We start from the raw sequence: 24,908 nt of genomic DNA, 5'->3' as shown, positions 1-24,908 counted from the left end.
GGACCGCGCGCAATCCGCGCCCCATGTGGCTCGATCAACCCCGCAATCGCAACGCTCCGCTCGCCGGCCTGAAAGTGGTCGAACTGGCCCGCGTCCTCGCTGGCCCCTGGGCCGGGCAGATCCTCGCCGATCTGGGCGCAGACGTCATCAAGGTCGAAAGCCCCGATGGCGACGGCACCCGCAAATGGGGGCCACCCTGGATCACTCGCGAGGGGCCGGATGGCGCGACCCGGCGCGAGGCGGCCTATTATCACGCGACCAATCGCGGCAAGCGCTCGACTGTGGCCGACTTCAAGGATGCGGATGACCTCGACCGGATCAAATCGCTGATCGGCGAGGCCGATGTGGTGCTGGAGAACTTCAAGACCGGCGCGCTCGCCAAGTTCGGGCTCGACTATGCGAGCCTCTCGGCACGCAACCCGCGGCTCGTCTACTGCTCGATCACCGGCTTCGGCCAGACCGGGCCGCGCGCGCATGAAGCGGGTTACGATTTCGTCATCCAGGCGATGAGCGGTTTCATGGCGCTGACCGGCGAGCCCGAGGGCCAGCCGATGAAGATGGGGGTCTCGGTGTCGGACCTGGCCTGCGGGCTGTACTCGGTGATCGGGATCCAGGCCGCTCTGGCGATGCGCGAGCGCACCGGAAGGGGCCAGCATGTCGACATGGCGCTGCTCGAATGCTCGGTCGGCCTCTTGGCCAGTCAGGCGACGCATTACCTCACCACCGGCGAGAACCCGCCGCGCATGGGTAATGAGCATGCGCAGGTCAGCGCCTATGGCGTCTTTCCGACCACCGATGGCGAGGTGGTGCTGGCACCGGCCAATGACGGATTGTTCCGACGGTTGCTCTCTTTGCTCGGCCGCGACGACCTGCTGGGGGACCAGCGCTTCGCCACCAACGAAGGCCGACTTGCCAACCGGGCCGAACTCGACGCGATCATCGCGGGAGAAACCGTCAAGTGGCAGATGGCCGTGCTGCTCGCCGACTGCGCGGAGGATGGCATTCCCGCCGGCCCGATCAACCCGCTCGATCGGGTCTTCGCCGACCCCCAGGTGAAGGCGCGCGAAATGCAGGTCGAGCTTGGCGGCATCCCCGGCGTGCGCAGCCCCTTCACATTCTCCGAAGCGGAACTGGCGCTCGACCGCCCCTCGCCCATGCTGGGCGAGGCTGATGACAAGGACGGCTGAAAGGTCCACTGAACGCTGGGATAGAGCCAGCCATTCGGAACCGGGAGCATCAAGAGAGGGATGGAAGTGAAACGGATCGTTCCCTTCATCATCGCCGGACTCATCGTCCTCGCAGGGGCGCTCTATCTGTTGAGGGGCGTTCCCGATGATCGGATCCCCCACCCTCAAGCAAGGCAGACCGATACGCTGGGCGGATATAGCGGGCGGCCGATTCCCTACAATGAGGTCCTGCTGGCCTATCGTTCGTGGTTCGACGTGAAAATCATCGTCTACAACGATCTGAACGACGTGCTTTCAGACGAGGAATTCGACGCGCTGGATCTCGAAGCTATCAAGGAAGAAACCGGCGCGTCCTTCGTCATCCCCAATGGCCGTCGCTATTGGGTGCTCGACAAGATCGAAAGCTATCGCGAAGCACCCAAGCGGAAACTGGGCAACCACGAGTTCCTTGTTCCGGCCTATGTCAGTCTCAGCCTTTGGGAGCTGATGTCCCGAGAACCCTACATCCCGACGAGAGTGGATCGGGACACAATCTACACCTATTTCGCCGGCTCAAAGGTCTACCGGCTGATCGACCCGAATGGGAAGGTCTACACCATGCAGTCCGCGACGAGGGCGATCGACAAGACCCAGACGATCGACCAGCTGGATAGCCTGGGCGGCAAGCTGGACCTTCCCGAAGGTTGGCAGTTCAGGGTTGATATCCTGGATGAGGACCTCGTCCTCGCTTCCGGCGGGAGGACCGAAGTCCTTCAGGACAATTTCCAGAACACCTACCAGCGCAACGTCGAGGATTAGGCGCGCTCGCGCCAGCAGGCCTGAATCAGCCCAGCGCCGCTTTCAGCGCATCGACCAGGTCGGTCCGTTCCCACGGGAACAGGTCGCCGTCTGCCTGTCGGCCGAAATGGCCATAAGCTGCGCTGCAGCTAGCTTGGCCAATGCTGCACCCACAGCAATTGATAGCGCGAGATGGTGTATGAGTTTCAAGACGCTGTTCCCGCGGAGAAGCAGAAAAATTTGCAGAGGAATGTGAGGCGCGCGAACCGATTCAGCGGTGCAGGTTTGACATTTCCGTTTATTTCTGTAATTTCAGAAATGGAAGGAGGTATCGAGTCGTGGCCGAAATGATGGATGTTCCTGAAGTTCGCCAGTTCATACTCCATTGGGGAGAGATGGGCAGCCAATGGGGCGTGAATCGGTCAGTCGCGCAGCTGCACGCCCTCCTATACCTGTCAAACCGACCCTCGCATGCCGAGGAGATTTGTGAGCGACTGGGACTGGCCCGGTCAAATGTCTCCAATGGCCTCAAGGAGCTTCAATCCTACGGCATCGTCCGCAGGGTTCATGTCGAAGGGGACCGGCGCGATCATTTTGTTGCTGAAACCGATTTGTGGGACATGTTGATGAAAATCACCGCCGAGCGAAAGCGGCGCGAGATTGATCCCACAATTCAGCTCTTGGGAGAGCTCGCTGAGAGTCTGGACGGGCGTAAGGATATCCCGGTGCACGTGCGCGAACGGATTGGCCGAATGCACGAGTTCATTGGCACTCTTGGCAACTGGTACGTCGACGTTCGACGATTGCCCAAGACAACCCTAGTCAAACTAATGAAGCTGGGCAGCCGCGTGGCGCGGCTATTGCCGGGGTCCGGCAAGACTTCATCCTGAATATGAGCCACTAAGGAAAGGAGGTCACCTGTAAGCCACAACCATAGCTATATATTTCTGTAATTTCAGAAACAACAGGAGGAAATGATGTACATCGTACCCGCCTATATCTTGTACCTCGTGATCAGCATCGGGCTGACTGCCTGGGTTGCGCAGACGCTGTCAAAAAACGGCTTAATCTTCCTGGTCGAATGCTTCGGCCACGACGAGTTGTTGGCTCGTTCGACCAACCATCTGCTGGTTGTCGGCTTCTATCTCGTCAACCTCGGTTGGATTCTGCTGACGCTAAGGTTCGGAAGCGAACCGGCAACACTGGCGGACACCATTCGCTTCCTGTCGAGCAAGATCGGAATCGCCGTGATCGTGCTTGGCGCGATGCACTTCTTCAACATGAACGCCATCGCGAAATTTGGTCGCAAGGTCGGTGGATGGTTCCGTGAGGAACAATGGGCAGCCCAGGCACGGCCAGCCGAACCAATCGCGTAAAGACGCCGGGAACGAGCCGGTCCGTAACCGGCTCGTTTGCCCGCCTTGTCCCTAGCCCAGCGCCGCTTTCAGAGCATCGACCAGGTCGGTGCGTTCCCAAGGGAACAGGTCGCCGTCTGCCTGTCGGCCGAAATGGCCATAAGCTGCGCTGGTGCGGTAGATCGGCTTGTTCAGACCGAGATGCGTGCGGATGCCGCGGGGTGTCAGCCTAACCAGTTCGGGCAGCACTTTTTCGAGCTGGTCCTCGCTCACGCCATTGCCCGTCCCGTGCAGATCGACATAGATCGACAGCGGTTCCGCCACGCCAATCGCATAGGCAATCTGGATCGTGCAACGCCGGGCGAAGCCGGCTGCAACGACATTCTTGGCGAGGTAGCGAGTGATATAGGCAGCCGAACGGTCGACCTTGGTCGGATCCTTGCCGCTGAAGGCACCGCCGCCGTGCGGGGCCGCGCCGCCATAGGTGTCGACGATGATCTTGCGCCCGGTCAGTCCGGCATCACCGTCGGGGCCGCCGATCTCGAAGCGTCCCGTCGGGTTGATGTGATAAACAGTGTTCACGGTCAGCAACTCAGCGGGCAACACGTCGGCGATCACGCCCTTCACATAGTCGCGCAGCTCGGCGTATTTGACGGCGTCGCCTTCGCCGTCGTGGAAGTAGTATCCTGGCGCGTGCTGGGTCGAAACCACGATAGCGGTCGCTTCGACCGGCCGCTCGTTGGCGTAGCGGAGCGTCACCTGGCTCTTGGTGTCGGGTTCCAGGAAGGGTGCCGCACCGCTCTTGCGGTCCTGCGCCATGCGCTGGAGGATCTTGTGGCTGTAATCGAGCGTCGCTGGCATCAGGTCGGGCGTTTCATCGCTGGCATAGCCGAACATGATGCCCTGATCGCCCGCACCTTCGTCCTTGTTCGAACCGTCCTTGCCCGCATCGACTCCCTGCGCGATGTGCGCGGACTGACCATGGAGGTGGTTTTCGAATTCCAGCGTCTTCCAGTGGAAGCCGCCCTGCTCGTAGCCGATGTCGCGCACCGTGCTGCGAACCGCCTGTTCGATCTCTTCCTTCGCGCCGGGAGCCCAGCCGCCGTTGACCGCCCATTCCTCGTTCTCGAGGTCGTACATCGGAGCGCAGCGGATTTCGCCCGAGAGGATTACGCGCTGGGTCGTAGTCATGGTCTCGCAGGCGACGCGCGCCTCGGGATCCTTGGCCAGCATGAGGTCGACGATAGCGTCCGAGATCTGGTCCGAGACCTTGTCGGGATGGCCTTCGGAAACGCTTTCGGACGTGAACAGGAATTCGCTGCGCATGGGACCTCGGTAGCTGTCGGGATTGGATATAAGGAGTTCTTTATGTCTGCATGACCTCCTAGACGCGGCGGCGGCGCATGGCAACCAAAGATGCAGCGCCGATCAGCCCCGCCCACAGGAGCGCGAGCAGGTTGCCGAGCCGGGCGAACAGCGTCGGGTCCTCGGCCGGGGGGATCAGCCCATCGACGCGGTCGGCGCGGCCGCGCGTGATGGCATCCCGCACCACCCCGTCGGCGTCGATCACCGCGCTGATCCCGGTGGTGGTCGCGCGCAGTACCGGCAGCCCCTCCTCGAGCGCGCGCATCCGCGCCTGCGCTAGATGCTGCGGCGGGCCCCAGGCACCGAACCAGCCGTCGTTCGAGGGGTTAAAGATGTAGTCGGGTCGCCGCCCGTGCTCGACCACCTGGCCAGAGAAGACGATCTCGTAGCAGATCTGGATCCCAGCCTTGCCGAATGCGCCGAGGTCGAGCGTGCGCGGCCCCGGCCCCGGCTCGAACTCGATCCCGCCCGCCACCAGCCGCGTGAGCCCGAGCGGTTCGAGCAGCCACTTGAGCGGCAGGTACTCGCCATAAGGCACGAGATGCGCCTTGGCATAGGTCAGCTCGATATCGCCCTCGCTGTCGATCGCGCTGACCGCGTTGCGCGCGCTGAGGGCGCGCCGGACCCCGCCCACCTCGCCGATGTCGAGATGCACTAGGCCGGTCAGCAGCATGTTGCCATCGCCCAGGATCGAGCCAATCCGCTGGCGGGCGAAGGCCGGATCGGCGTTCGCCGTCGTGTGATCGTAGTAGCGCTGCGGATACCCGTCCTCGAGATAGTCCGGCACCGCGCTCTCGGGCCACAGCACCAGGCGGCGTTGCTCGCCGCCGGGCGCGGTCAGCCGCGCCGTTCGCTGGAACTGTTCCTCGAACTTGGAGGCATCGTTGATCTCCTCCTGCGGGATCAGCGGCTGGACGAGCGTGTAACGCACCGTGCCTTGCGCCGGTTCGGGCGCGGGCCAGTACATCAGGGCCGCAAGGGCGACCGCGCTGGCCAGCAGCGGGACCCACCGGCGGCGGGCCGCGAGCAGGGCCAGGCCGCCCGCGATCAGCACCACGATGCCGGAAAGCGCATAGGTCCCGAACCAGGGCAGCAGGCGGGCAATGCCCGGCGCATTCCACTCCCCCAGCAACATCAGGCCGAGCGGCGGCCAGGGATAGCCGGTGAAGACCCAGCTGCGCAGCCACTCGGTCACGATCCAACAGGCTGCGAACAGCCCTGCGAAGGCCAGCGGGCCGGCACTGCGTCCGAGCCGGTGCGCCGCCACCGCAGCCAGCGCGGGATAGACCGCGAGATAGATGCACAGCAGCGGCACCGCGATCCAGCCGAGCGCGGCGGGCATTTCAGCCTGATAGGTGAAGGCAGTCGCGATCCAGTTGTTGGCGACCGACAAATGCGCCCAGCCAAACAGCCAGCCGAGCGCCGCCGCGTTGCGCCAGCCATCCGCCTTGCGCAGCAGCGCGATAAGTCCGGCGACGGAAAGCAGCCCGATCGGCCACAGGTGCAGCGGTGGGTAGGCTGTCGCCCCGAGCGCGCCCAGGGCCAGCGCGGCCAGCCGCGGATGTCGCTCGATTGCGTTCCAGATCGAGGCGAGCCGCTCGGTCATGCCAGAATAACGCTCCCGGTCCGGCCCGCCCTGCTAGTCTGGGTCAGCCGAAGGCCTGCAGATCGTCGTCCTGCTCGTCGCTGGATGCGGCCTTGGCCGGACGCCGACGCCGACGCGGCTTCTCATCCTCATCGTCGTCTCCGCCCCCGATCGAGGGCGGCAGCACGCCGGCATCGATCTCGCCGCTGGCTTCCTCGGTCCGCGGCTTGCGGCGGGTACGGCGCGGCTTGCGCGCTTCGCTGTCACCGTCATCGTCGTCCGACTGGTCGGCGGAATCGGTATCCCGACCGCGCGAGCCCTCGTTCGACCCGTCGTCGCGATCGTCGCGATCGTCGCGCGACGAACGCTGGCGGCGGTTGCCACGGCGGCGATCGTCATTGTCCTCGTTGTCGTCATCGTCGTTGGCGAGGTCGCGATCGTCCTGACGCTTGCCGCGCGCCTCGTCCTGGCGCGCCTTGTTGTCGGCGATCACGCGGAAATAGTGGTCGGCGAACTGCAGGTAGTATTCCGCCTGCACCCGGTCGCCATTGTGCTGGGCGTCCTGAGCCAGCTTCTTGTACTTGTCGAGCAGCTGCGGCGCATTGCCTCGCGCCCGGCTGTCGATCCGATTGGCGCTGTTGCCGCCGCCTTGCTGGCTGCGATTGCCGCGACCGCGGCGGCGATTGTTGCGATTGTTATTCAAGGAGAGTTTTTCCTCATTCGTGACCGCGTGCGGAACTCAATTGTCCGGCGGTCCATAGACCCCTTGTCACGCGCACCGCCAACCTGGCAGCGCACCCCTATCCGCAGATTCCGGCAAGCACCCATGTGCTGCCAATTCATCCAAAATGCGGAGCTTGGCCTAGTGGTAACCAACGCGGGCAGACCAGAGACCTGAGTTACAGGTAAACACGCGAATCGCTTTTGCCAAGTGCTTATCTCAGAATCAGCCCACGCGGCCTGTGGGCAAGGTCGCGCACGAGCGTGGTCGAGAACCCTGAGTCGTGGGCAATCTGGGCAACGCTATCCCCTTGATCGCGCCCGATTTCGAGTACGGCCACGCCGCCCGGAGAAATCAGCTTGCCAAGCTGCGGGATTATCGCGCGATAGTCGTCAAGCCCTTCTTCTCCGGAGAAAAGTGCCGAGGTCGGCTCGAAATCGCGGACATCGGGGTCGAGCTCGGCCGAGGTTTCGACATAGGGCGGATTGGCGATGACCAGCTCGAACCGGCCGATATCGTCGGCCCAGCCGGACTGGCGCCAGTCGCCCCGCAGCATCCGTGCACGCTCGGCCAGCCCCAGCCGCGCAGCATTGGCAGCGGCCACCGGCAGCGCGGCGAGTGAGGCATCGATCCCCACGCCGGTCAGCCCGGGGCGTTCCGCCAGGATCGTGAGCAGCAGGGCGCCCGAACCGGTGCCGAGATCGAGCACCCGACCCGCGCCGGGCGCATGGGCGAGCGCGGCCTCGACCACGCTTTCGCTGTCGCCGCGGGGGATCAGCACGCCCGGATTGACGAGGAAGCTGCGCCCGTAGAACTCCGCTTGCCCCAGGATATAGGCAATGGGTTCGTGCGCCGCGCGCCGGTCGACCAGTTCGGCAAATCCGGCCGGGGCCGGGTCCGCCATGCTCCGCAGCAGCATCTCCGACCGGCCAGTGCCCAACACTCGGGCCATCAGCAGTTCGGCATCGAGCCGAGCGGTGTCGCTGGTGTGGGAGAGGCGCTGCGCGGCATCGCGGATCGCCTCGGCGACGGTCATTCCGACAGCGCCGCCAACCGCTTGGCCTCGTCCTCGGCAATCAGCGCGTCGATCAACTCGGTCAGGCCCGGTCCGGCGATGATCTGCGGCAGTTTCTGCAGCGTCAGCCCGATACGGTGATCGGTCACGCGGCCTTGCGGGAAATTATAGGTTCGGATGCGCTCGGAGCGGTCGCCCGACCCGACCATGGCCTTGCGCGCCTCGGCCTCGGCGCCCTGGGTCGCCTCGCGCTGCGCCTCGTATAGCCGCGCGCGGAGCACCTGCATCGCCTTCTCGCGGTTCTTGTGCTGGCTGCGGCCGTCCTGGCAGGTCACGACCGTGCCCGTCGGCAAATGGGTGATGCGGACCGCGCTGTCGGTGGTGTTGACGTGCTGGCCGCCCGCGCCGCTGGCACGATAGACGTCGATCTTGAGATCGGTGGGATCGATCTGGACATCGACCTCGTCGGGCTCGGGCAGCACCGCGACAGTCGCAGCCGAGGTGTGGATGCGCCCGCCGCTCTCGGTTTCGGGCACGCGCTGGACGCGGTGAACGCCGCTTTCGAACTTCAGCTTGGCGAAGACGCCGGTGCCGGTGACGTTGGCGACCACTTCCTTGAAGCCGCCGACTTCAGAGGCGCTCATGCTGACCGGTTCGATCTTCCAGCCCTGTTCGGCGGCGAAGCGTTCGTACATCCGGTAGAGATCGCCCGCGAACAGCGCTGCTTCGTCGCCGCCGGTGCCGGCGCGGATTTCGAGCATTGCCGGGCGCGCATCGGCCGAATCCTTGGGCAGCATGGCAACGGCGAGCTGGCGTTCGGTTTCGGGCAGGCGTTCCTTGAGCGCGGCGATTTCCTCTTCGGCCATGGCCTTCATTTCGGGGTCGGCGAGCATGTCCTCGAGATCGACAAGCTCGGCCCGCATGGCCTGCACCTCGGCGGCAACCTTCGCAACCGGCTCCAGCTCGGCATAGTCGCGGCTCGCCTGGACGAATTCATCGCCTTCGAGCTGGCCCGAGGCCATGCGCGCCTCGAGCTCGGCGAAGCGATGGGCGATCTGGTCGAGGCGTTCTGCGGGGACTTTCATGACTCTTCAGCCAATAGTCTGGGCTGCGAATATCTCGGCAGCATCGGCCTCGCGCTGAAAATCCTGGTCCAACGCGCTGAAATTATTTGAGAGTTCTCCATCGCGCAGATCGAGGGAGATCAGGATCGCTGGCTCCGCCTTCCGCGCCTTGTCATATCTCTTCCTCGGGCTGCCGCTCGCGAACACCTCGGTCGAAAATCCTGCATTGCGGAACGCAGCTGCCATTTCTCCTGCCTCCCCTTCGCGATCGGAACTCTCAGCAGCGATAGCAACTTCCAGTTGCTCGCCCCCGGCACCATCGCAAAGCATCGCCAACCGCTCGATACCCGCGGCCCACCCTACCGCAGGCGTAGGCGCGCCGCCGAGGCTTTCCATCAGGCCGTCGTAGCGCCCGCCGCCGAGGATGGTGCTCTGGCTGCCGAGCTTGCCGGCGGCCTCGCTGCCCTCGTCGGGGATGAATTCGAAGGCGGTGTGACGGTAGTAGTCGAGGCCGCGCACGAGGCTTTCCGCGCGCTGCCACTTCACCCCTGCCGCATCGAGACCGCTCGTGACCGCATCGAAAAACGCCTTCGCCTCGTCGGTCAGGAAGTCGTCGATCTTCGGCGCATCGGCGACGAACTTGCGGTCGCGCGGATCCTTGGAATCGAGAATGCGCAGCGGATTCTTCTCCAGCCGCTCCTGCGAATCCTCGCTCAATTCGCCCTTCACCGCGCCGAAATACTCGATCAGCGCCGCGCGCCAGGCCTCGCGGCTATCGCCATCGCCCAGGGTGTTGAGGTGGAGCGTCACGCCCTCGATCCCCAGCTCCTTGATCACCTGGTCGGCGAGCGCGAGCAGCTCGACGTCTGCTTGTGGTTCCGCTGCACCGATGATCTCGGCATCGATCTGGTGGAACTGGCGATAGCGGCCCTTCTGCGGGCGCTCATAGCGGAACAGCGGGCCGTGCGTCGCCAGCTTGAGCGGCGCGTGCTGCTGCCAGCCATTGGTGAGATAGGCGCGCGCGATCCCGGCGGTGAACTCCGGACGCAGCGTCAGGCTCTCGTCGCCGCGGTCGAGGAAGGAATACATTTCCTTCGACACCACATCGGTCGTCTCGCCGATGGCGCGGCTGAACACCTCGGTCTTTTCGAACACCGGCATCTCGACCCGGCGGAAGCGGTACAGCTTGCGCACGCGCTCGAAAGTCTCGACCACGAAGGCGAAAGCCTCGGCCTCGGCGCCGAAGATGTCCTGGGTGCCGCGAATGGCCTGCGGGGTGTTCTTGCTCATGGGCGTTTCTCGATCATTGCCGGGGCGATTAGGCGAGTGTGCCGCTCGCCGCAATAAGCTCGCGTTAGACCAATTGCCTGTTGGCGCGCGCGGCCGGTGCCGCTAGGGGCGCGGGGAATTCACTGGCGCGGCCGATTGGGGAGAGGGGCGGCGCATTGCAGAAGAGTTGAAAATGGACATCAGCAAAATCCCCGTGGGCAGCAACCCGCCCGACGACCTCAACGTCATCATCGAAGTCCCGACCGGCGGCGAACCGGTGAAGTACGAGTTCGACAAGGAATCGGGCGCGCTGTTCGTCGACCGCATCCTGCACACGCCGATGCGCTATCCGGCGAACTATGGCTTCGTCCCGCACACGCTCAGCCCCGATGGCGATCCGCTCGATGCATTGGTGATCGCGCGCAGCCCGTTCATCCCCGGCTGCGTGGTCCGCGCCCGGCCGATCGGCGTGCTCAATCTCGAAGACGAGCATGGCGGCGACGAGAAGCTTATCTGTGTGCCCGTTGACACTACTTTTCCCTATTATTCGGATATCGGAGAGACCAAGGATCTACCGTCGATTATCTTCCAGCAGATCGAACATTTCTTCACGCATTACAAGGACTTGGAAGCGGAGAAATGGGTGCGGATCGGCAATTGGGGTAATCGCGAGGAAGCGCGGCAGATCGTCACCGAGGCGATCGAACGCTATCGGCAGTGATCATTCTACCGGGCGCTTGGCATCGAGCAGGTCCTCGGCCTGCTCGCCATCGCCGCGGCGCTCCTCCTCGACCATCGCGGCAATCTCGCTCTCGGGCCTGACGTCGTTTTCGCGGCGCGCCGGAATCTCGGGCTGCGTGGCCACCTTGCTGGTTTTGCGCGGCGTCGTCTCGGTTACGCTCGCCGTCTGGCCGATGGGGAGCGGGCCCGTCCGGCTGTCGAACCGCAGGCGATAGATCGGCTCCGGCAGAGCGAAGCCGGCATCCTCCAGCGCCTCCTTGACAGCGGCGATCGCAAGGCTCCGCGACTTGAACCAGTCCGCCTCGGTCTGGTCGATCCAGCCGAGGAACAGGATGACGATATTCGAATCGCCCACGTTCTGGATGCGCGCGGCGGGCTCGGGATCGTCGAGTACGAAGGCGAGCCCCTGCAGGACCTCGCGGCCCAGCGCCATCGCGGCGCGCGGATCATCGTCGGCATCGATGCCCAGTTCGAACTCGAAGCGGCGCTGCGGATTGCGCGTGTAATTGAGGATCACCGCCTTGAAGACCTGGCCATTGGGAATGCGCAGATGATTGCCGTCGAGCGTCATCAGCACCGTGGCGCGGCTCGTCAGGCGGATCACCCGGCCTTCCTTGTCGTCGATCAGCACGTGATCGTTGGCGCGAAACGGCTGGCGCAGGCTCAGCATCAGCGAGGCGACATAGTTCTCGATCGTATCGCGCATGGCGAAACCGAGCGCGATGCCGATCACGCCCGCACCGCCGAGGACCGCACCCATCAGCGCGCCAGCGCCGAGCATGTCGAGCGCGACCACGATTCCCCCGACGACAAAGACGAACCGGATCGCACTGCGGATCAGTTCGCCAAGGAAGGCGTTGGGGGCGATCTTGTTCCACAGCGGTGCCGGGAAGGCGATAAGATAGCCGAGTGCGCCGATGGCGATCGCCGCGACCAGGGCCACCGTCAGGAGGGGAAGCAGTTCGAGAAAGCTCGCCACGATCTCGGACATCTTGCCGAGGATCGAAAGATTGCTTTCGACCGACAGGTCGCGCTCGAGTGAATTCTCGACCGTGACCACGCCCGAAACCCGCCCGGCGATATTGGCCGCGCGATCGATCGCGTCGGGGTCGGCAACGGTTCCCGAGAGCGAGACCACGCCTTCGTTCACGTCGACCGAGACGTCCTGGAACGCCGGCAGTTCGGCATAGATGCCCCTGATCCGCTCGCCGATGCGTTGATCGGTTCCCTCGTCCTGGGTTGCCTCAATCACCTGCTCGACCGGCGCGGCGGTTTCGGTCGGTTCGGGGGCGGAGGGTATCAGGGCCACTGCAGGCGCATGCGACAGCGGCGCGACCAGCAAGACCGCAACGAGCGCCAGCATGCGCAATAGGTTGACCACGGCGTCTGTCCCCTGCCTAAGCGAAAGGCGAGACCCGCGGCCTCGCCCTAGCTAAGCGATCCAATCGCCGATGTGGTTCCCGCAAGGCCTGCTCAGGCGACGGTGGAAACGAGCTTGAAGCATCCGGTCAACAGGAACGGCAACCCGATGGCGAGCCCCCACAACATCACCATGTCGCGCTTGAAATCCCCGGCCAGCCCGGGATCGTGCCCCGCCTCGTCAGACAGGCCGACCCAGCGTTTCTCGAACCAGCGGCACGCCGGGATGATCCCGCCGACCAGCACCACCAATGCAAAATAGGGCAGGATCGTCGAAGACCCCGCCTTCAAAGCGTCGACCGTTACGAAAATCTGCAGCGCAGTGTAGACCAACAATGCGTAAGCGACGTGATCGCTTGCAGACTTGCGCCAATCGCGCGCGGTCTCGTCATACGCTTGCTTCTTCAGCGCATCGTTCATCCAGCCAGCTCCCCCAGCGTGCCCCTTTTGGAGCGTTCCTCTCACTTCGATTCGAATTAGATCAAACTTGGGCCGCACATGCAAGAAAAGTAACCATAGCACACTTGCCCGGTAATTTTCGAACGACCCAGCAAGGGCTCATGCATAAATCCTGCCAATTCGCCGCAAAGGGGGCTTTCTTGTCGGAAATGCGCTGCTAAAGCACGCCCAATGAGCGACGCAGAGACACTCCATGCGAGCCCCGCAGACGCCACCGCCCCTCTTCCCAATGGCGGATTGGAAGTCATCTCCATCGCCAAGAGCTATGACAAGCGGGCGGTGCTTACGGACATCTCGCTGACGGTCGGCAAGGGCGAGGTGCTTGGCCTGCTCGGCCCGAATGGCGCGGGCAAGACGACCTGTTTCTATTCGATCATGGGCCTCGTCCGCCCCGACGCCGGACGGATCCTGATGGATGGCGAGGATGTGACGCACCTGCCGATGTATCGCCGCGCGATCCTCGGCCTCGGCTACCTCCCGCAGGAAACCAGCATCTTTCGCGGCATGACGGTCGAACAGAACATCAACTGCGTTCTAGAGATGGTCGAACCCGATGCGGAAACACGAGCTGCCGAACTCGAACGGCTGCTCGAGGAGTTCCACATCGAACGCCTCCGCAGCTCGCCTGCAATGGCGCTGTCGGGCGGCGAGCGGCGACGCTGTGAGATCGCGCGTGCGCTCGCGGCCAAGCCGTCGATCATGCTGCTCGACGAGCCGTTCGCCGGGATCGACCCGCTCTCGATCAGCGACATCCGCGACCTGGTGAAAGACCTCAAAAAGCGCGGCATCGGCGTACTGATCACCGACCACAACGTGCGCGAGACGCTCGATATCGTCGACCGCGCCTGCATTGTCTATGGGGGCCAGGTGTTGTTCGCCGGTACACCGCAGGATCTCGTCGCCGACGAGAATGTGCGCAGGCTATATCTCGGCGAAGGATTCACCCTGTGAGTACTGGCAGGGATTGAACCATGGCGCTGGGTCCAAGGTTAGACCTAAGGCAATCGCAATCGCTGGTGATGACGCCGCAGCTGCAGCAGGCGATCAAGCTGCTGGCGGCGAGCAATCTCGAAATCGAGGCCTTCATCGGAGAGGCGCTGGAGGCCAACCCGCTGCTCGAAGCGGGCGAAATGCGGGTCGAAGATCGCGAAGCGCCGCCGGAATCAGTCGAGCTCGAAATCCATGACGCGTCACCCGGAGACGGCGATCAGGCGCTCGACATCGACGCCGGCGCGCTCGACCGCGATCGCGACACCGGCGATGGCGACTGGGGCGCGGCCGGCGCCCATGTCGCGGTGGCCGACGAACTGCCGAGCCTGGAAGATCGGGCCAGCAACGAGACCACCCTGGCCGATTATCTCGAGGAACAGGTCGGTGCGGCAGCCGGCGATGCGCGCGAGGCCTTTGTGGCGCGCGCAATCATCGGCCAGCTGGACGAGGCAGGATATCTCGTCGGCGAGTTGCGACATATCGCCGCCGACCTCGGCGTCGGAATTGCCGAGGCCGAACGCGCGCTCGAGATCGTGCAGTCGCTCGACCCGACCGGGGTCGGGGCCCGCTCGCTGTCGGAATGCCTCGCGCTGCAGGCGAAGGAGGCCGACCGTTACGATCCCTGCATGGCGCGGCTGATCGACAATCTGGAACTGGTCGCCCGCGGCGAGGTCCAGCGGCTCAAGCGCATGTGTGACGTCGACGACGAGGACTTCGCCGAAATGCTGGCCGAGCTGCGCAGCTACAACCCGAAACCCGGCCTTGCGTACGGCCGCAGCGAGGCGAGCGCGGTGGTGCCGGATATCCTCGTGACGCGGGGCGACGACAACAGTTGGGATATCAAGCTCAACGAGGCGACGTTGCCGCGCCTCGTCGTCAATCGCGACTACTATGTCGAGCTGCGCAACGGCTCACCCGGCAAGGAAGCCCAGAGCTGGCTGCGGGAAAAGCTGGCCGACGCCAACTGGCTGATCAAGGCGCTCGACCAGCGCCAGAAGACCATTCTCAAGACCGCCGCCGAGATCGTGAAGAAGCAGGAAGGGTTCTTCCGGCGCGGGGTGTCCGAACTGCGTCCGCTGACCTTGCGCGAGGTGGCGGAAGAGATCGACATGCATGAATCGACGGTTAGCCGCGTTACCAGCAACAAATACCTCCATTGTGAACGCGGTTGTTTCGAGCTCAAATACTTCTTCTCCAGTGGGGTCGGCCGGGTTGGCGAAGGGGCCGATGGAGAGGGCGCCAGCGCCGAAGCGGTGAAGGCGCGGATCAAGGCATTAGTCGATGGCGAGGACGCCAAGAAGATCCTGTCGGACCAGAAACTGGTCGACATCCTCAAGGGGGAAGGCTTCGATCTGGCGCGGCGCACGGTCGCAAAATATCGCGAGGCGATCGGGATCGGCTCAAGCGCCCAGCGGCGGCGACAGAAGAAGCTGCAGGGGCTCTGACACTCGCCCGAGGCGCTGTGGATAAGTGTGACTCAAAAGACTCACAATCGGCCGCGACTCGCCGGATTCCCTCGGTTTACGAGAAATTAACCTTTTCCGTTCAGACCTTGTGTGGTTAATTCAAGGCAACCTCTCTTATCGCGAGGTTACCGCAAGCTTTGGGGCAAAGGGGGACCACCCATGCGCGTGCTTTTGATTGAGGACGAACCGACAACGGCCAAGGCCATTGAGCTCATGCTCACGACCGAAGGCTTCAATGTCTATTCGACCGACCTCGGCGAGGAAGGCTTGGATCTGGGCAAGCTGTATGATTATGATATCATCCTGCTCGACCTGAACCTGCCCGACATGCATGGCTATGACGTGCTCAAGAAGTTGCGCGTCGCCAAGGTGCAGACGCCGGTACTGATCCTCTCGGGCATTGCCGAGATGGACAGCAAGATTCGCTCGTTCGGCTTCGGTGCCGACGACTATGTGACCAAGCCCTTCCACCGCGAAGAGCTGGTCGCTCGCATCCACGCCGTGGTGCGCCGTTCGAAGGGCCACAGCCAGTCGATCATCCGCACCGGCAAGTTGGCCGTGAACCTCGATGCCAAGACCGTCGAGGTCGATGGTGCCCGCGTTCACCTGACCGGCAAGGAATATGCGATGCTCGAGCTGCTTTCGCTGCGCAAGGGCACTACGCTGACCAAGGAAATGTTCCTCAACCATCTCTATGGCGGGATGGACGAGCCGGAACTCAAGATCATCGACGTCTTCATCTGCAAGCTGCGCAAGAAGCTCAGCCATGCATGCGGCGGCGAGAACTACATCGAAACCGTCTGGGGCCGCGGCTACGTGCTGCGCGACCCCGAAGAGCAGGCCGAAGCTGCCTGACGACACCCGAATTTCCTAGGGGATGGGGACAAGGCGCCCGGGGCTTCCAGCCTCGGGCGTTTTTCTTTGCGCGCTTGCAGCGTGAACTTCCTTCCATATGATGGGCGCGATGAACGCCCTGCTGATCCGCTATGAAGGTTATGATCCGCTGCTTCGCCTGGTGCTGGCGATGGGCGTCGCGGTGATCCTGAACGCGCTCTACTGCCTCGCCTACACCTATAGCGCAGGCCATCCCGAGACCTTGACCGAAGCTTTCTGGTGGGGCGTGATCAACATCGCGCCGTGGATTGCGGCGGTGGAACTGGGGCGGCAGGTGACGCGCAAGCTTATGGTCGGGCTCGTCATCCTCGCCGCGGCGGCCATCTCACTGGCATTGGGCGCGATGATCGGCGGCGAATTGCCCGACGGGTTCGCGATCATCCGCCGGATTCCCGGGGCGGCGGCCACGATCGCGGTCCTCGCCGTGCTCGAGCTCTGGCGCAGCCATCGCGTCAGCCAACAGGCTGCCGCCACGACTGCGACCGCCGAGAGCCTGTCCTGCGACTGGGCGCGCGCCGCCGGCAATTATGTCGAGCTACATGCGCGCGGCCGGAAGCCCCGGCTGGTGCGCACGACGCTGGCGAGCCTGGTCGACGAGACGGACGCATCGTTGCTGCGTGTTCACCGCTCCTTCGCGGTGGCGCCAGACCACATCGCCAGGGTCGAGCGCGCGCATGTGCGCCTGCGGGACGGGACCAGGATTCCCATCGGCAACGCCTTCCGCGCTCCGCTCGACGCGCTCTAACTCGTCCCTTCGTCCCAAGTGGCTTGAACGGCTGCGTGCCGGCTGTTTGCCTGGTGGGCATGAACAGATTGCCCCGGCTTGTCGCCACGCTCGCCGCAGTGATCCTCGCCTGGTCGCCAGCAGCAGCCAGGGCCGAGAGCGCTGCCACCTCGCTTGAACATGACAGCATTCGCGTCACCACGACGGAAGGGCTTTCGCTCGCCGCCTATGTTTCGCGGCCCACTGGGAGTTCGGCGCCGCGCCCTGCCCTGTTCCTGACGCAATGGGTGTCGTGCGGGACGATCAAGCCCAATCCCGCGCGGACCAGCATGGAGGAGCGGGTGGCGCTCGCCGCTGGCTACGCGCTGGTTCGGGTCGATCGCGCCGGCACGGGTGACAGCGATGGGCCAGGCTGCGACAAGCTCGATTACGATACCGAGGTCCGGCATTATCGCGAGGCCTTCGACCAGCTCGCCTCGCACCCCTGGGTGGATCGCCAGCGCATGGTCGTCTTCGGCAGCAGCCTCGGCTCGACCACCGCGCCGCTCGTCGCATTGGGCAAGCCAGTTGCCGGGGTGATCGTGCAGGGCGCCGGGGCGCTGACCTACTTCGAACGGATGCTGCATTTCGATCGCATCGAGCTCGAGCGTCAGCCGGTTTTCGATCCGCTGTCGCTCGACCGAGAGATGCGCCGCCGGATCGAATTCCAACTTCACTACCTCCACGGCAAGCTTACGCCGACAGAAGTCGAGCAGCGCCATCCCCAACTTGCCGGGGTGTGGAGGTCGCTGCGCGGTACCGACGAGGAGCCACATTACGGCCGCCCGTTTGCCTGGCATTGGCAGGCAGCCGACAAGGACTGGCTTGCTGCCTGGGCGCAGGTCGAGGCGCCGGTCATGGTCGTCTTTGGTGAGTACGAGCAGTTCGAGAGCCGGCATGGCCATCGGGTCATCGTCGACACAATCAATCGGCTGCGACCGGGAAGCGCGACATGGCTGGAGATTCCCCAGGCCGGACACGATCTGGGGACCTATGCCAATCCCTATGATGCCTTGTCTTTCGCCAACCGCACCGCCCGGCCCGAGCTGTTCGTGACGCCGGTCGCCGAGTGGCTCCGCACGCTAGAAACGCACAACCGAGACTAGTGCGGCATGCCATGCAGCGCCCTCGCTGGACGCAGGTCCTGCAAGCTGCGATGATTGCACACCTCCACACAGGAGGCACGAATGCCATTGCTGCCCGAATTCTTCGCCGGGCGAACCCCGCCCGATCTTTATCACGAATATCTTTCGCCTGCGTTCGAGCCTTGGGCAAATGCCCTGCTAGAGAGTCTGCCTCCGCAAGGCCTCGTACTTGATATCGCTTGCGGGACCGGACTCGTCAGCCGCAAGGTGGCCGAAGATGGAGCCGTTGACGCAATCAAGGCGATCGACGTTGCTCCGCCAATGATTTCCAAGGCGGAAGGCCTCGGCCTAGGTCGAGGGTCCAAAATTGAGTATTCAATGGCAAGCGCCGACGACCTCCCGTTTCGCGACGGCGAATTTGAGTGCGCCTATTGCCAACAAGGACTGCAGTTCTTCCCCGATCGTCTCGCCGCGATGAAAGAGATACGGCGCGTTTTGGGAAGCGGCGCGAAAGCAGCCATCTCAACCTGGACCTTTGCGGCCGACGGCAATCCCGTTTTCGATGCGTTCGAGCAGATCATTGCAGAAGAATTGGGCCCGGATCTCCTTCCATTCGGACCGTTTTCATTCGGCAATCGGTGGGAGATCGAGGACCTCGCCAGTGACGCCGGTTTCAAGGTTGTGTCTCTCGAAAAAGAGAGCCGCCTCTCTCCGCTACCTGACGTTCGCACCTTTGTGCTGTTCGACATCTCGTTTCTCGGACGTCCTGCGGCCGACGGTACGCTGCAACCGATCCTGGATTTCGCCGATCCCGCAAACGATACGATAATCGAGCGATTGATCGCCCGTGTCAGCGATGCGACCGCGCCCTTTCGTCAAACCGACGGTGCTTTGCTCGCACCAATGACCGCGCACGTTCTGATCGCTGAGGCTTGACGCGCGACCTTCTGGACAAACGGGTGCTAATTGGCATAGCGCGCCGCCCATGTCAGCATTCAAGGAAGGCGACCCGACAACGCTCAACCGGCTCTATGGGCGCAGCCAGAGCAAGCCGCTGCGTGCCCGCCAGCGAGGGCTGGTCGATAATCTGCTGCCGCAGATCGCAGTGCCGCAAGAAGGGCCGGTCACATCGCAGACGCTGTTCGGCGATGAACGCCCGCTGCATTTCGAGATCGGGTTCGGCGGGGGCGAGCACCTCGCCTTTCGCGCCGATCTGCTACCCGATCACGGGTTCATCGGGGCAGAGCCCTTCGTCAATGGCGTCGCTCAGGCGCTGACCCATATCGAGGATCAGAAGCTCGCCAACGTGCGCCTCCATATGGGCGACGCGCTCGAGGTGTTGAGCCGCGTTCCCGACGACTCACTTACCATGCTCTACCTGCTCCATCCGGACCCTTGGCCCAAGAACAAGCATGCCAAGCGCCGAATGATGAACGATGGCCCGGTGCAGATGTTCGCTGCCAAGCTCAAACCCGGCGGCGAGTTCCGCTTCGGCACCGACCACCCGATCTACCTGCGACATGCGCTGATGGTGATGCAACGTCACACCGACACGTTCGAATGGCAGGTCAAGGATCGCTCAAGCTGGGAACAGCGCCCGTCCGGCTGGCCCGAGACGCGCTACGAGCACAAGGCCCGCACGGTCTACGGGCATGAGGTATGGTACTTCCGCTACCGGCGGTTGTAATCGGCGCCTAGGCGAACAGCGATGCGACCTCGCGTGGATCAAGGTTGAAGTGTTGCGCCAACGCGGCCGAGGCAAAATCGCCGAACCGCGTCGTGGGCCGCAGGTCCCTGCCCTCGAACAAGGCGGGCTGCGACAGGCCCGGCCAATCGCCGGTGACTGCAGCCCCTCCCGCCAGTGAACCGCCCAGAAGAAACGCGGCGGAAGCGGTGCCGTGATCGGTCCCCTGCGTTCCATTGACCGCAGCGGTTCGGCCGAATTCGGTCGCAATGATCACCAGAGTGTCACGCCAGGCCGGGCCAAGACCTAACTTGAGCGCGGCCAGCATCTGGTCGAGGCCTTGCAAATGGTTCGCCAATCTGCCGCGCTGGTTCGAGTGCGTGTCCCAGCCACTCGTTTCGATCATCATGACGCGCGCGCCATCATCGGGTGCAAGCAGCGACGCTGCCAGCTTGCCGAGCTTGCCACCGTTGCGACCGCCATTCCCGCCGATATCGCCCGCCAGCCCCTTCGTTTTCATCGCTTCGCTCCATATTGGCGCGAGCAGCGGGTCTTCGTCATAGAGGCCGGTCAGGCGCAGCAGCAGATCCTCGCTGGCATCGGGCAAGCCGTTGAGCGCATAGGTTCCCGCCGGGATCGGTCCGCGCAACGCCAGCGGCACCGCCGGCGCTAGAGCCAGTCCACGCGCCTGGTCACCGGGCAGCATCGGCAGCAGCCGGCCAAGCCAACCTGTTTCACTCGCATAAGGCTCGCTGGCGCCGTTCTCGAGCACGTTTTGTCCATCGAAATGCGAACGGTCGCGATAGGCCGTGGCGACAGCATGGCAGGCGCGCGCCTCGCCTGACTGGAACAGCTCCGCCATGGTGCCGAGCGCCGGATGCAGTCCGAACATTGCATCGAGCTTGACTGCCTCTTCATCCATCAGCGCGCCGCGCAAACGGGGCAGGTCGGGATCGCCCAAGGGTGGCAGGATCGCCAGGCCATCCGCGGCCCCGCGCTGGATGATGAAGACCAGGCGCTTGGCGGTCGGAGCCGCGGCAAAGGCCATGCCTGGCAAGGCAAGTGCTGTGCCCGCGGCACCGGCGAGCTTGAGCAAGAGGCGGCGATTGAATGCGGTGGTCATAGTCTCATCTCCGCAAGAACTCGGGGCTGGCAAGCAGCAGGGCGAGGCCAGTGGATGGCGACTCGGCCCGCGCGATGGCCTGCAATGTCGCTTCGCCAAAGCCGTCGGGCATGATCCATGTCGCGATAGCACGAGGATCGATTGCACTTCCGATCCTGTCCGAAAGCTGCTGCGCGACCTCCACCCTGCTCATCAGGGCGCCGGGTCCGGCCCAATCGGCGGCCGTATCGCCCCACCCGGCCGGGCTACCGGGTCGCCAGATCGGCTGACCAAGTTGCTGAAAGATGGCCGTGGCTCCGCGTTTCCCGGGCAGCCGCTCAATCCCCGTAGCGCGCAGCGATGCAACGACCCAGTCCCATGCGCTGCGGAACTTGACGTTGACGCCATCCCACGCCTCTGGCGAGGCAATGAGCGCGCGGTAAAGCGCCGGCAGATCACCGTCGCTGTCGAGATACGCAGTCTCAAGCCGCGCCACCATGGCTTGCGGCGGGTCGTCGGCAGCGAAGTGCCGTGCCAGCTTGGTCGCAACGTGACGTGCGGTAATGGGAGAGCGCGCAAGATCCTTGAGGATCACCAGCGACTGATCCGCAGCGCCCTCCCGATAGCGCTTGCCCATGATCGTCCGCTCACCCGGTTCATGCAGGGCGGCAACGAACAGTGCCTCGCCCGGCTCGGCGTCGCGCGCCAGCCGTTCCAGTGGCCCGCGGCGCAATCCCGCGACTGTCCAGCCGGTGAGCGCTCGAGCCAGTTCGGTCACATCGCTCTGCGAATATCCGGTCCGCACACCCAGCGTGTGCAGTTCGAGTATCTCGCGGGCAAGATTCTCGTTGAGGCCGATCTTGCGCGCCCCGCCGCGGCTCCGGCGGCGCTCCGCCAGTTCGCTCGACGGCCCCACCGATTGCGCCTGATCAAGATACAGGAGCATCGCCGGATGGAGCACCGCCGCTTTCAGAAGATCGAAGTAACTCCCCATGATATTGGGGCGGATCGCCTCGAACTCGTAATTGCCGACCAATGGCACAACGGGCTGCTTGTCTGCCGATACCGCCAGGTGGTTTGCCCAGAAATGCACCAGCCGCTCCACAAAGGGAGTATCGCTTTGCAGGGCAGAGGCAAGGCGCGCGTTGCTCGCTTCGATATAGGCCATGCGAATGCCGTTAAGTTCGCCCAGATTGCGCGGCCTGTTCTCAGAAGCCTGCGGATCATCCGGATTCTCGCTCATCTGAGCGGCGTCCTGTTGGCGATCGCGCGCGGCCACGACACGCTCACGATAGTCTCGAAAGGTAGTCACCAGCGTGGCGCGGGTGGGCAGGCCCGCCAGTGCGGCGGGCTGGACTTCGAACCGCGTCAACTGGTCGAGCAACCAATCTCGCGCGCCGCCCCCGACATGGTCGGACGGACGAGCCCCCAGCCCGAAGCGATTGAATGCAGTGGTTGTCGTGCCGCGCATCGCATCTTCTCCTACCCCGCAGACCTTAATCGGGTTTGGGCAAGTGCGACGTCGCAATTTGTATCGAATTGTCTTTTGGCGCGCTGATGCTTCGGTCAGCGCCCCTCAAAGGCGAAATGCGAAGGTGTTGTTCCAGCTGGCCCGAGCCGGATAATGTCGGGACAGCTCTACCCCACCACGCCCGCTGCCGCGAGCACCGACAACGTCAGCACATCGGGCGCGATCGCCGTCATCGGCGCGATCTGGACCGGCTTTTCCATACCGATCAGCATCGGGCCGACCGTGGCATTGCCGGCAAGCTCGCGCAGCAGCTTGGCCGAGAGGTTGGCCGATTGCAGGCCCGGCATGACGAGCACATTCGCCGGTCCCGAGAGGCGGCTGAAGGGATAGAGTTCCATCACCTTGGGATTGAGCGCGGCATCGGGCGCCATTTCGCCCTCATACTCAAAGCCCGGATCTTCCGCATCGAGGATCGCCACCGCATCGCGGATATTGCCAAGCCACTGTCCGGACGGGTTGCCGAAGGTCGAATAGGACAGGAAGGCGACGCGCGGTTCGTGGCCCATGCGGCGCGCGACTGCTGCTGTCTCCCGAGCGATATGGGCGAGCATCTCGGCGCTCGGACGCTCGTTGATCGTGGTGTCGGCGAGGAAGGTCGTGTGGTTCTTCCCGATCATCATGTGGATACCGAAGGGCACCGCATCGGGCTTGGGATCGAGCACCAGGTTCACCTCGCGCGCGGTCTGCGCGAAGGTGCGCGTCGCCCCCGAGATCATCGCATCGCCATGGCCGAGCGCGACCAGGAGGGCAGCGAAGACGTTGCGCTCCTGGTTGACCATGCGACGGACGTCACGCTCGGTATAACCTTTGCGCTGCAGCCGCTTGTAGAGATAGTCGACCATGGCGGGGACATGCTCCGACACCGCCGAATTCTCGATCACGAAGCTGCCCGGATCGGAAACCCCGAGCATGTGCAGGCGGTCGACCACGTTCTTGGTCCGGCCGACGAGTATCGGGGTGCCGTAGCCGAAATCGCGATACTGGATCGCCGCGCGCAGCACGACATCTTCTTCCGCTTCGGCGAAGACCATTCGCTTGGGGTTGGCCTTGCACTCCTCGTAGACGCGGGTGAGCGCCGATGTGGTCGGGTTGAGCCGCGCCTTGAGCGAAAGACGATATTCGTCGAGATCCTCGATCGGGGCCAGCGCCACGCCCGAATCCATCGCAGCCTTGGCGACGGCCGAGGATACGACCTCGATGAGCCGCGGGTCGAAGGGAGCGGGAATGATATAATCGGTCCCGAACTTGTGATTGATGCCATAGGCAGCAGCGACCTCTTCGGGCACGCGCTCGCGCGCCAGATCGGCAATCGCCTGCGCTGCGGCAACCTTCATCTCCTCGTTGATGGCGGTCGCCTGCACGTCAAGCGCGCCGCGGAAGATGAACGGGAAGCCGAGGACGTTGTTGACCTGGTTGGGGAAGTCGCTGCGTCCGGTCGCGATAATCGCGTCGGGCCGCACTGCCTTGGCCTCGTCGGGCATGATTTCGGGCGTGGGATTGGCCATGGCGAAGATGATCGGCTGATCCGCCATGTTCTTCACCCAATCGGGCTTTAGTGCGCCGGCTGCCGACAGACCGAGGAAGATATCGGCGCCCACGAGCGCCTCTTCGAGGCTACGCGCTTCAGTCGGCACGGCATGCGCGCTCTTCCACTGATCGACGTCCGCGCGCCCGGGATAAATCGGCCCCGAACGGTCGCACACGATCACATTGGCGTGAGGTATCCCGATCGCCTTGATCAGCGCGGTACAGGCAAGCGCCGAGGCGCCGGCGCCATTCACGACCATGCGACAATCCCTGATGTCGCGCCCGGTCAGGTGGATCGCGTTGATCAGTCCGGCCGCAGCGATGATCGCCGTGCCGTGCTGGTCGTCATGCATCACGGGGATGTTCATGCGCTCGCGCAGGGCCTGCTCGATCACGAAGCACTCGGGCGCAGCGATATCTTCGAGGTTGATGCCACCGAAGCTCGGCTCCATCAGCGCGACAGCTTCGATGAACTTGTCCGGGTCCTCTGTGTCGAGCTCGATGTCGATCGAATCGACGTCGGCGAAGCGCTTGAACAGCACTGCCTTGCCTTCCATCACCGGCTTCGAAGCGAGCGCGCCGAGATTGCCGAGGCCGAGGATCGCAGTGCCGTTGGAAATTACCGCGACGAGGTTTGCCCGTGCAGTATAGCGCGCCGCCAGCTTGGGATCGGCGGCGATGGCCTCGACGGGCGCGGCAACACCGGGAGAATAGGCCAGGGAGAGATCGCGCTGGCTCGCCATCGGCTTAGAAGCGATGATCTCGATCTTACCCGGGCGAATCGTTTCGTGATAGAACAACGCTTCGCGCTCGGTGAAAGTGACTCTGTTCTCTTCTTCGGCCAATTTCGAACCTTCCTTTACGTAACGTCAGGCGCCCTACAGCGTGATTCTCGCAAGCGATAGGGGA

23 protein-coding genes are annotated in these 24,908 nt (G+C 63.8%); 12 read left to right on the top strand and 11 right to left on the bottom strand.

The window, feature by feature from the left end:
- The first annotated feature begins 23 nt into the window (after window positions 1-23).
- From P7228_RS07510 to P7228_RS07495, 4 genes are all read left to right on the top strand, one after another.
- Window positions 24-1,187: a CaiB/BaiF CoA transferase family protein gene (locus tag P7228_RS07510; RefSeq protein ID WP_278017728.1), complete on the top strand. Its 1,164-nt coding sequence runs from the start codon at window positions 24-26 to the stop codon at window positions 1,185-1,187.
- 66 nt (window positions 1,188-1,253) lie between these two features.
- Window positions 1,254-1,985: a hypothetical protein gene (locus P7228_RS07505; RefSeq protein ID WP_278017589.1), complete on the top strand. Its 732-nt coding sequence runs from the start codon at window positions 1,254-1,256 to the stop codon at window positions 1,983-1,985.
- A 326-nt stretch (window positions 1,986-2,311) separates the two neighbouring features.
- A complete protein-coding gene (locus tag P7228_RS07500) occupies window positions 2,312-2,854 on the top strand; it encodes a GbsR/MarR family transcriptional regulator (protein WP_278017727.1) in 543 nt (180 codons plus the stop codon).
- Window positions 2,855-2,941: 87 nt separating this feature from the next.
- Window positions 2,942-3,340, top strand: coding sequence for a hypothetical protein (locus tag P7228_RS07495; RefSeq protein ID WP_278017588.1), 399 nt, complete (start codon window positions 2,942-2,944; stop codon window positions 3,338-3,340).
- Between the two features lie 51 nt (window positions 3,341-3,391).
- Here P7228_RS07495 and metK read toward each other — a convergent pair whose 3' ends face one another.
- The 6 genes from metK to hisS all read right to left on the bottom strand — a co-directional run bounded on the left by metK (window position 3,392) and on the right by hisS (window position 10,359).
- Complete coding sequence (gene metK, locus P7228_RS07490) at window positions 3,392-4,645, bottom strand: methionine adenosyltransferase (RefSeq protein WP_278017587.1); 1,254 nt, start codon at window positions 4,643-4,645, stop codon at window positions 3,392-3,394.
- 58 nt (window positions 4,646-4,703) lie between these two features.
- A complete protein-coding gene (gene lnt / locus P7228_RS07485; RefSeq protein ID WP_278017586.1) occupies window positions 4,704-6,290 on the bottom strand; it encodes an apolipoprotein N-acyltransferase in 1,587 nt (528 codons plus the stop codon).
- 43 nt (window positions 6,291-6,333) lie between these two features.
- Window positions 6,334-6,972: a DUF4167 domain-containing protein gene (locus P7228_RS07480; RefSeq protein ID WP_278017585.1), complete on the bottom strand. Its 639-nt coding sequence runs from the start codon at window positions 6,970-6,972 to the stop codon at window positions 6,334-6,336.
- Between the two features lie 232 nt (window positions 6,973-7,204).
- Window positions 7,205-8,026, bottom strand: a complete 822-nt coding sequence (gene prmC, locus P7228_RS07475) for a peptide chain release factor N(5)-glutamine methyltransferase (RefSeq protein WP_278017584.1) — start codon at window positions 8,024-8,026, stop codon at window positions 7,205-7,207.
- The gene (gene prfA, locus P7228_RS07470) at window positions 8,023-9,090 is read right to left on the bottom strand and encodes a peptide chain release factor 1 (RefSeq protein ID WP_278017583.1); all 1,068 of its coding nucleotides are present in this window, start codon (window positions 9,088-9,090) and stop codon (window positions 8,023-8,025) included. Before prfA ends, prmC begins: the two co-directional genes overlap by 4 nt.
- A gap of 6 nt (window positions 9,091-9,096) precedes the next feature.
- Window positions 9,097-10,359 carry a histidine--tRNA ligase gene (gene hisS / locus P7228_RS07465; RefSeq protein WP_278017582.1) on the bottom strand — a complete coding sequence of 421 codons (1,263 nt, stop codon included), beginning with the start codon at window positions 10,357-10,359 and terminating at the stop codon, window positions 9,097-9,099.
- A gap of 172 nt (window positions 10,360-10,531) precedes the next feature.
- Here hisS and ppa point away from each other — a divergent pair, with 172 nt between their 5' ends.
- Window positions 10,532-11,059 (top strand): inorganic diphosphatase, encoded by a 528-nt coding sequence (ppa, locus tag P7228_RS07460; RefSeq protein WP_278017581.1) that lies wholly within the window; start codon window positions 10,532-10,534, stop codon window positions 11,057-11,059.
- Here ppa and P7228_RS07455 read toward each other — a convergent pair whose 3' ends face one another.
- Complete coding sequence (locus P7228_RS07455; protein WP_278017726.1) at window positions 11,060-12,442, bottom strand: mechanosensitive ion channel family protein; 1,383 nt, start codon at window positions 12,440-12,442, stop codon at window positions 11,060-11,062. It abuts the gene before it with no gap.
- Between the two features lie 110 nt (window positions 12,443-12,552).
- On the bottom strand, window positions 12,553-12,918 hold the full coding sequence (locus tag P7228_RS07450; protein ID WP_278017580.1) for a hypothetical protein: 366 nt from the start codon (window positions 12,916-12,918) through the stop codon (window positions 12,553-12,555).
- Between the two features lie 210 nt (window positions 12,919-13,128).
- On the opposite strand from P7228_RS07450, the gene lptB reads away from it, so the two are divergent.
- The 7 genes from lptB to trmB all read left to right on the top strand — a co-directional run bounded on the left by lptB (window position 13,129) and on the right by trmB (window position 19,842).
- Window positions 13,129-13,908, top strand: coding sequence for an LPS export ABC transporter ATP-binding protein (gene lptB, locus P7228_RS07445; RefSeq protein ID WP_278017579.1), 780 nt, complete (start codon window positions 13,129-13,131; stop codon window positions 13,906-13,908).
- 20 nt (window positions 13,909-13,928) lie between these two features.
- Window positions 13,929-15,392, top strand: a complete 1,464-nt coding sequence (gene rpoN, locus P7228_RS07440; protein WP_278017578.1) for an RNA polymerase factor sigma-54 — start codon at window positions 13,929-13,931, stop codon at window positions 15,390-15,392.
- A gap of 180 nt (window positions 15,393-15,572) precedes the next feature.
- Window positions 15,573-16,268, top strand: coding sequence for a response regulator transcription factor CtrA (gene ctrA, locus P7228_RS07435; protein WP_278017577.1), 696 nt, complete (start codon window positions 15,573-15,575; stop codon window positions 16,266-16,268).
- 109 nt (window positions 16,269-16,377) lie between these two features.
- Window positions 16,378-17,052: a LytTR family DNA-binding domain-containing protein gene (locus tag P7228_RS07430; RefSeq protein WP_278017576.1), complete on the top strand. Its 675-nt coding sequence runs from the start codon at window positions 16,378-16,380 to the stop codon at window positions 17,050-17,052.
- 59 nt (window positions 17,053-17,111) lie between these two features.
- Window positions 17,112-18,176 (top strand): alpha/beta hydrolase family protein, encoded by a 1,065-nt coding sequence (locus P7228_RS07425; RefSeq protein WP_278017575.1) that lies wholly within the window; start codon window positions 17,112-17,114, stop codon window positions 18,174-18,176.
- Window positions 18,177-18,257: 81 nt separating this feature from the next.
- Entirely contained in the window at window positions 18,258-19,091 is an 834-nt protein-coding gene (locus P7228_RS07420) for a class I SAM-dependent methyltransferase (RefSeq protein ID WP_278017574.1), read from the top strand.
- Window positions 19,092-19,140: 49 nt separating this feature from the next.
- The gene (gene trmB / locus P7228_RS07415; protein ID WP_278017573.1) at window positions 19,141-19,842 is read left to right on the top strand and encodes a tRNA (guanine(46)-N(7))-methyltransferase TrmB; all 702 of its coding nucleotides are present in this window, start codon (window positions 19,141-19,143) and stop codon (window positions 19,840-19,842) included.
- A 7-nt stretch (window positions 19,843-19,849) separates the two neighbouring features.
- Here the strand turns inward: trmB and P7228_RS07410 are convergent, their stop codons facing one another.
- From P7228_RS07410 to P7228_RS07400, 3 genes are all read right to left on the bottom strand, one after another.
- Window positions 19,850-20,962, bottom strand: a complete 1,113-nt coding sequence (locus P7228_RS07410) for a DUF1501 domain-containing protein (RefSeq protein ID WP_278017572.1) — start codon at window positions 20,960-20,962, stop codon at window positions 19,850-19,852.
- A gap of 4 nt (window positions 20,963-20,966) precedes the next feature.
- Entirely contained in the window at window positions 20,967-22,412 is a 1,446-nt protein-coding gene (locus P7228_RS07405) for a DUF1800 domain-containing protein (protein ID WP_278017571.1), read from the bottom strand.
- 167 nt (window positions 22,413-22,579) lie between these two features.
- Window positions 22,580-24,844 carry an NADP-dependent malic enzyme gene (locus tag P7228_RS07400; RefSeq protein WP_278017570.1) on the bottom strand — a complete coding sequence of 755 codons (2,265 nt, stop codon included), beginning with the start codon at window positions 24,842-24,844 and terminating at the stop codon, window positions 22,580-22,582.
- Between the last annotated feature and the right edge of the window lie 64 nt (window positions 24,845-24,908).

The sequence above is a fragment of the Altererythrobacter sp. CAU 1644 genome, from assembly GCF_029623755.1.
Taxonomy (GTDB): Bacteria; Pseudomonadota; Alphaproteobacteria; order Sphingomonadales; family Sphingomonadaceae; genus Erythrobacter; species Erythrobacter arenosus.
This window is presented reverse-complemented; position numbering and strand designations above follow the sequence as displayed.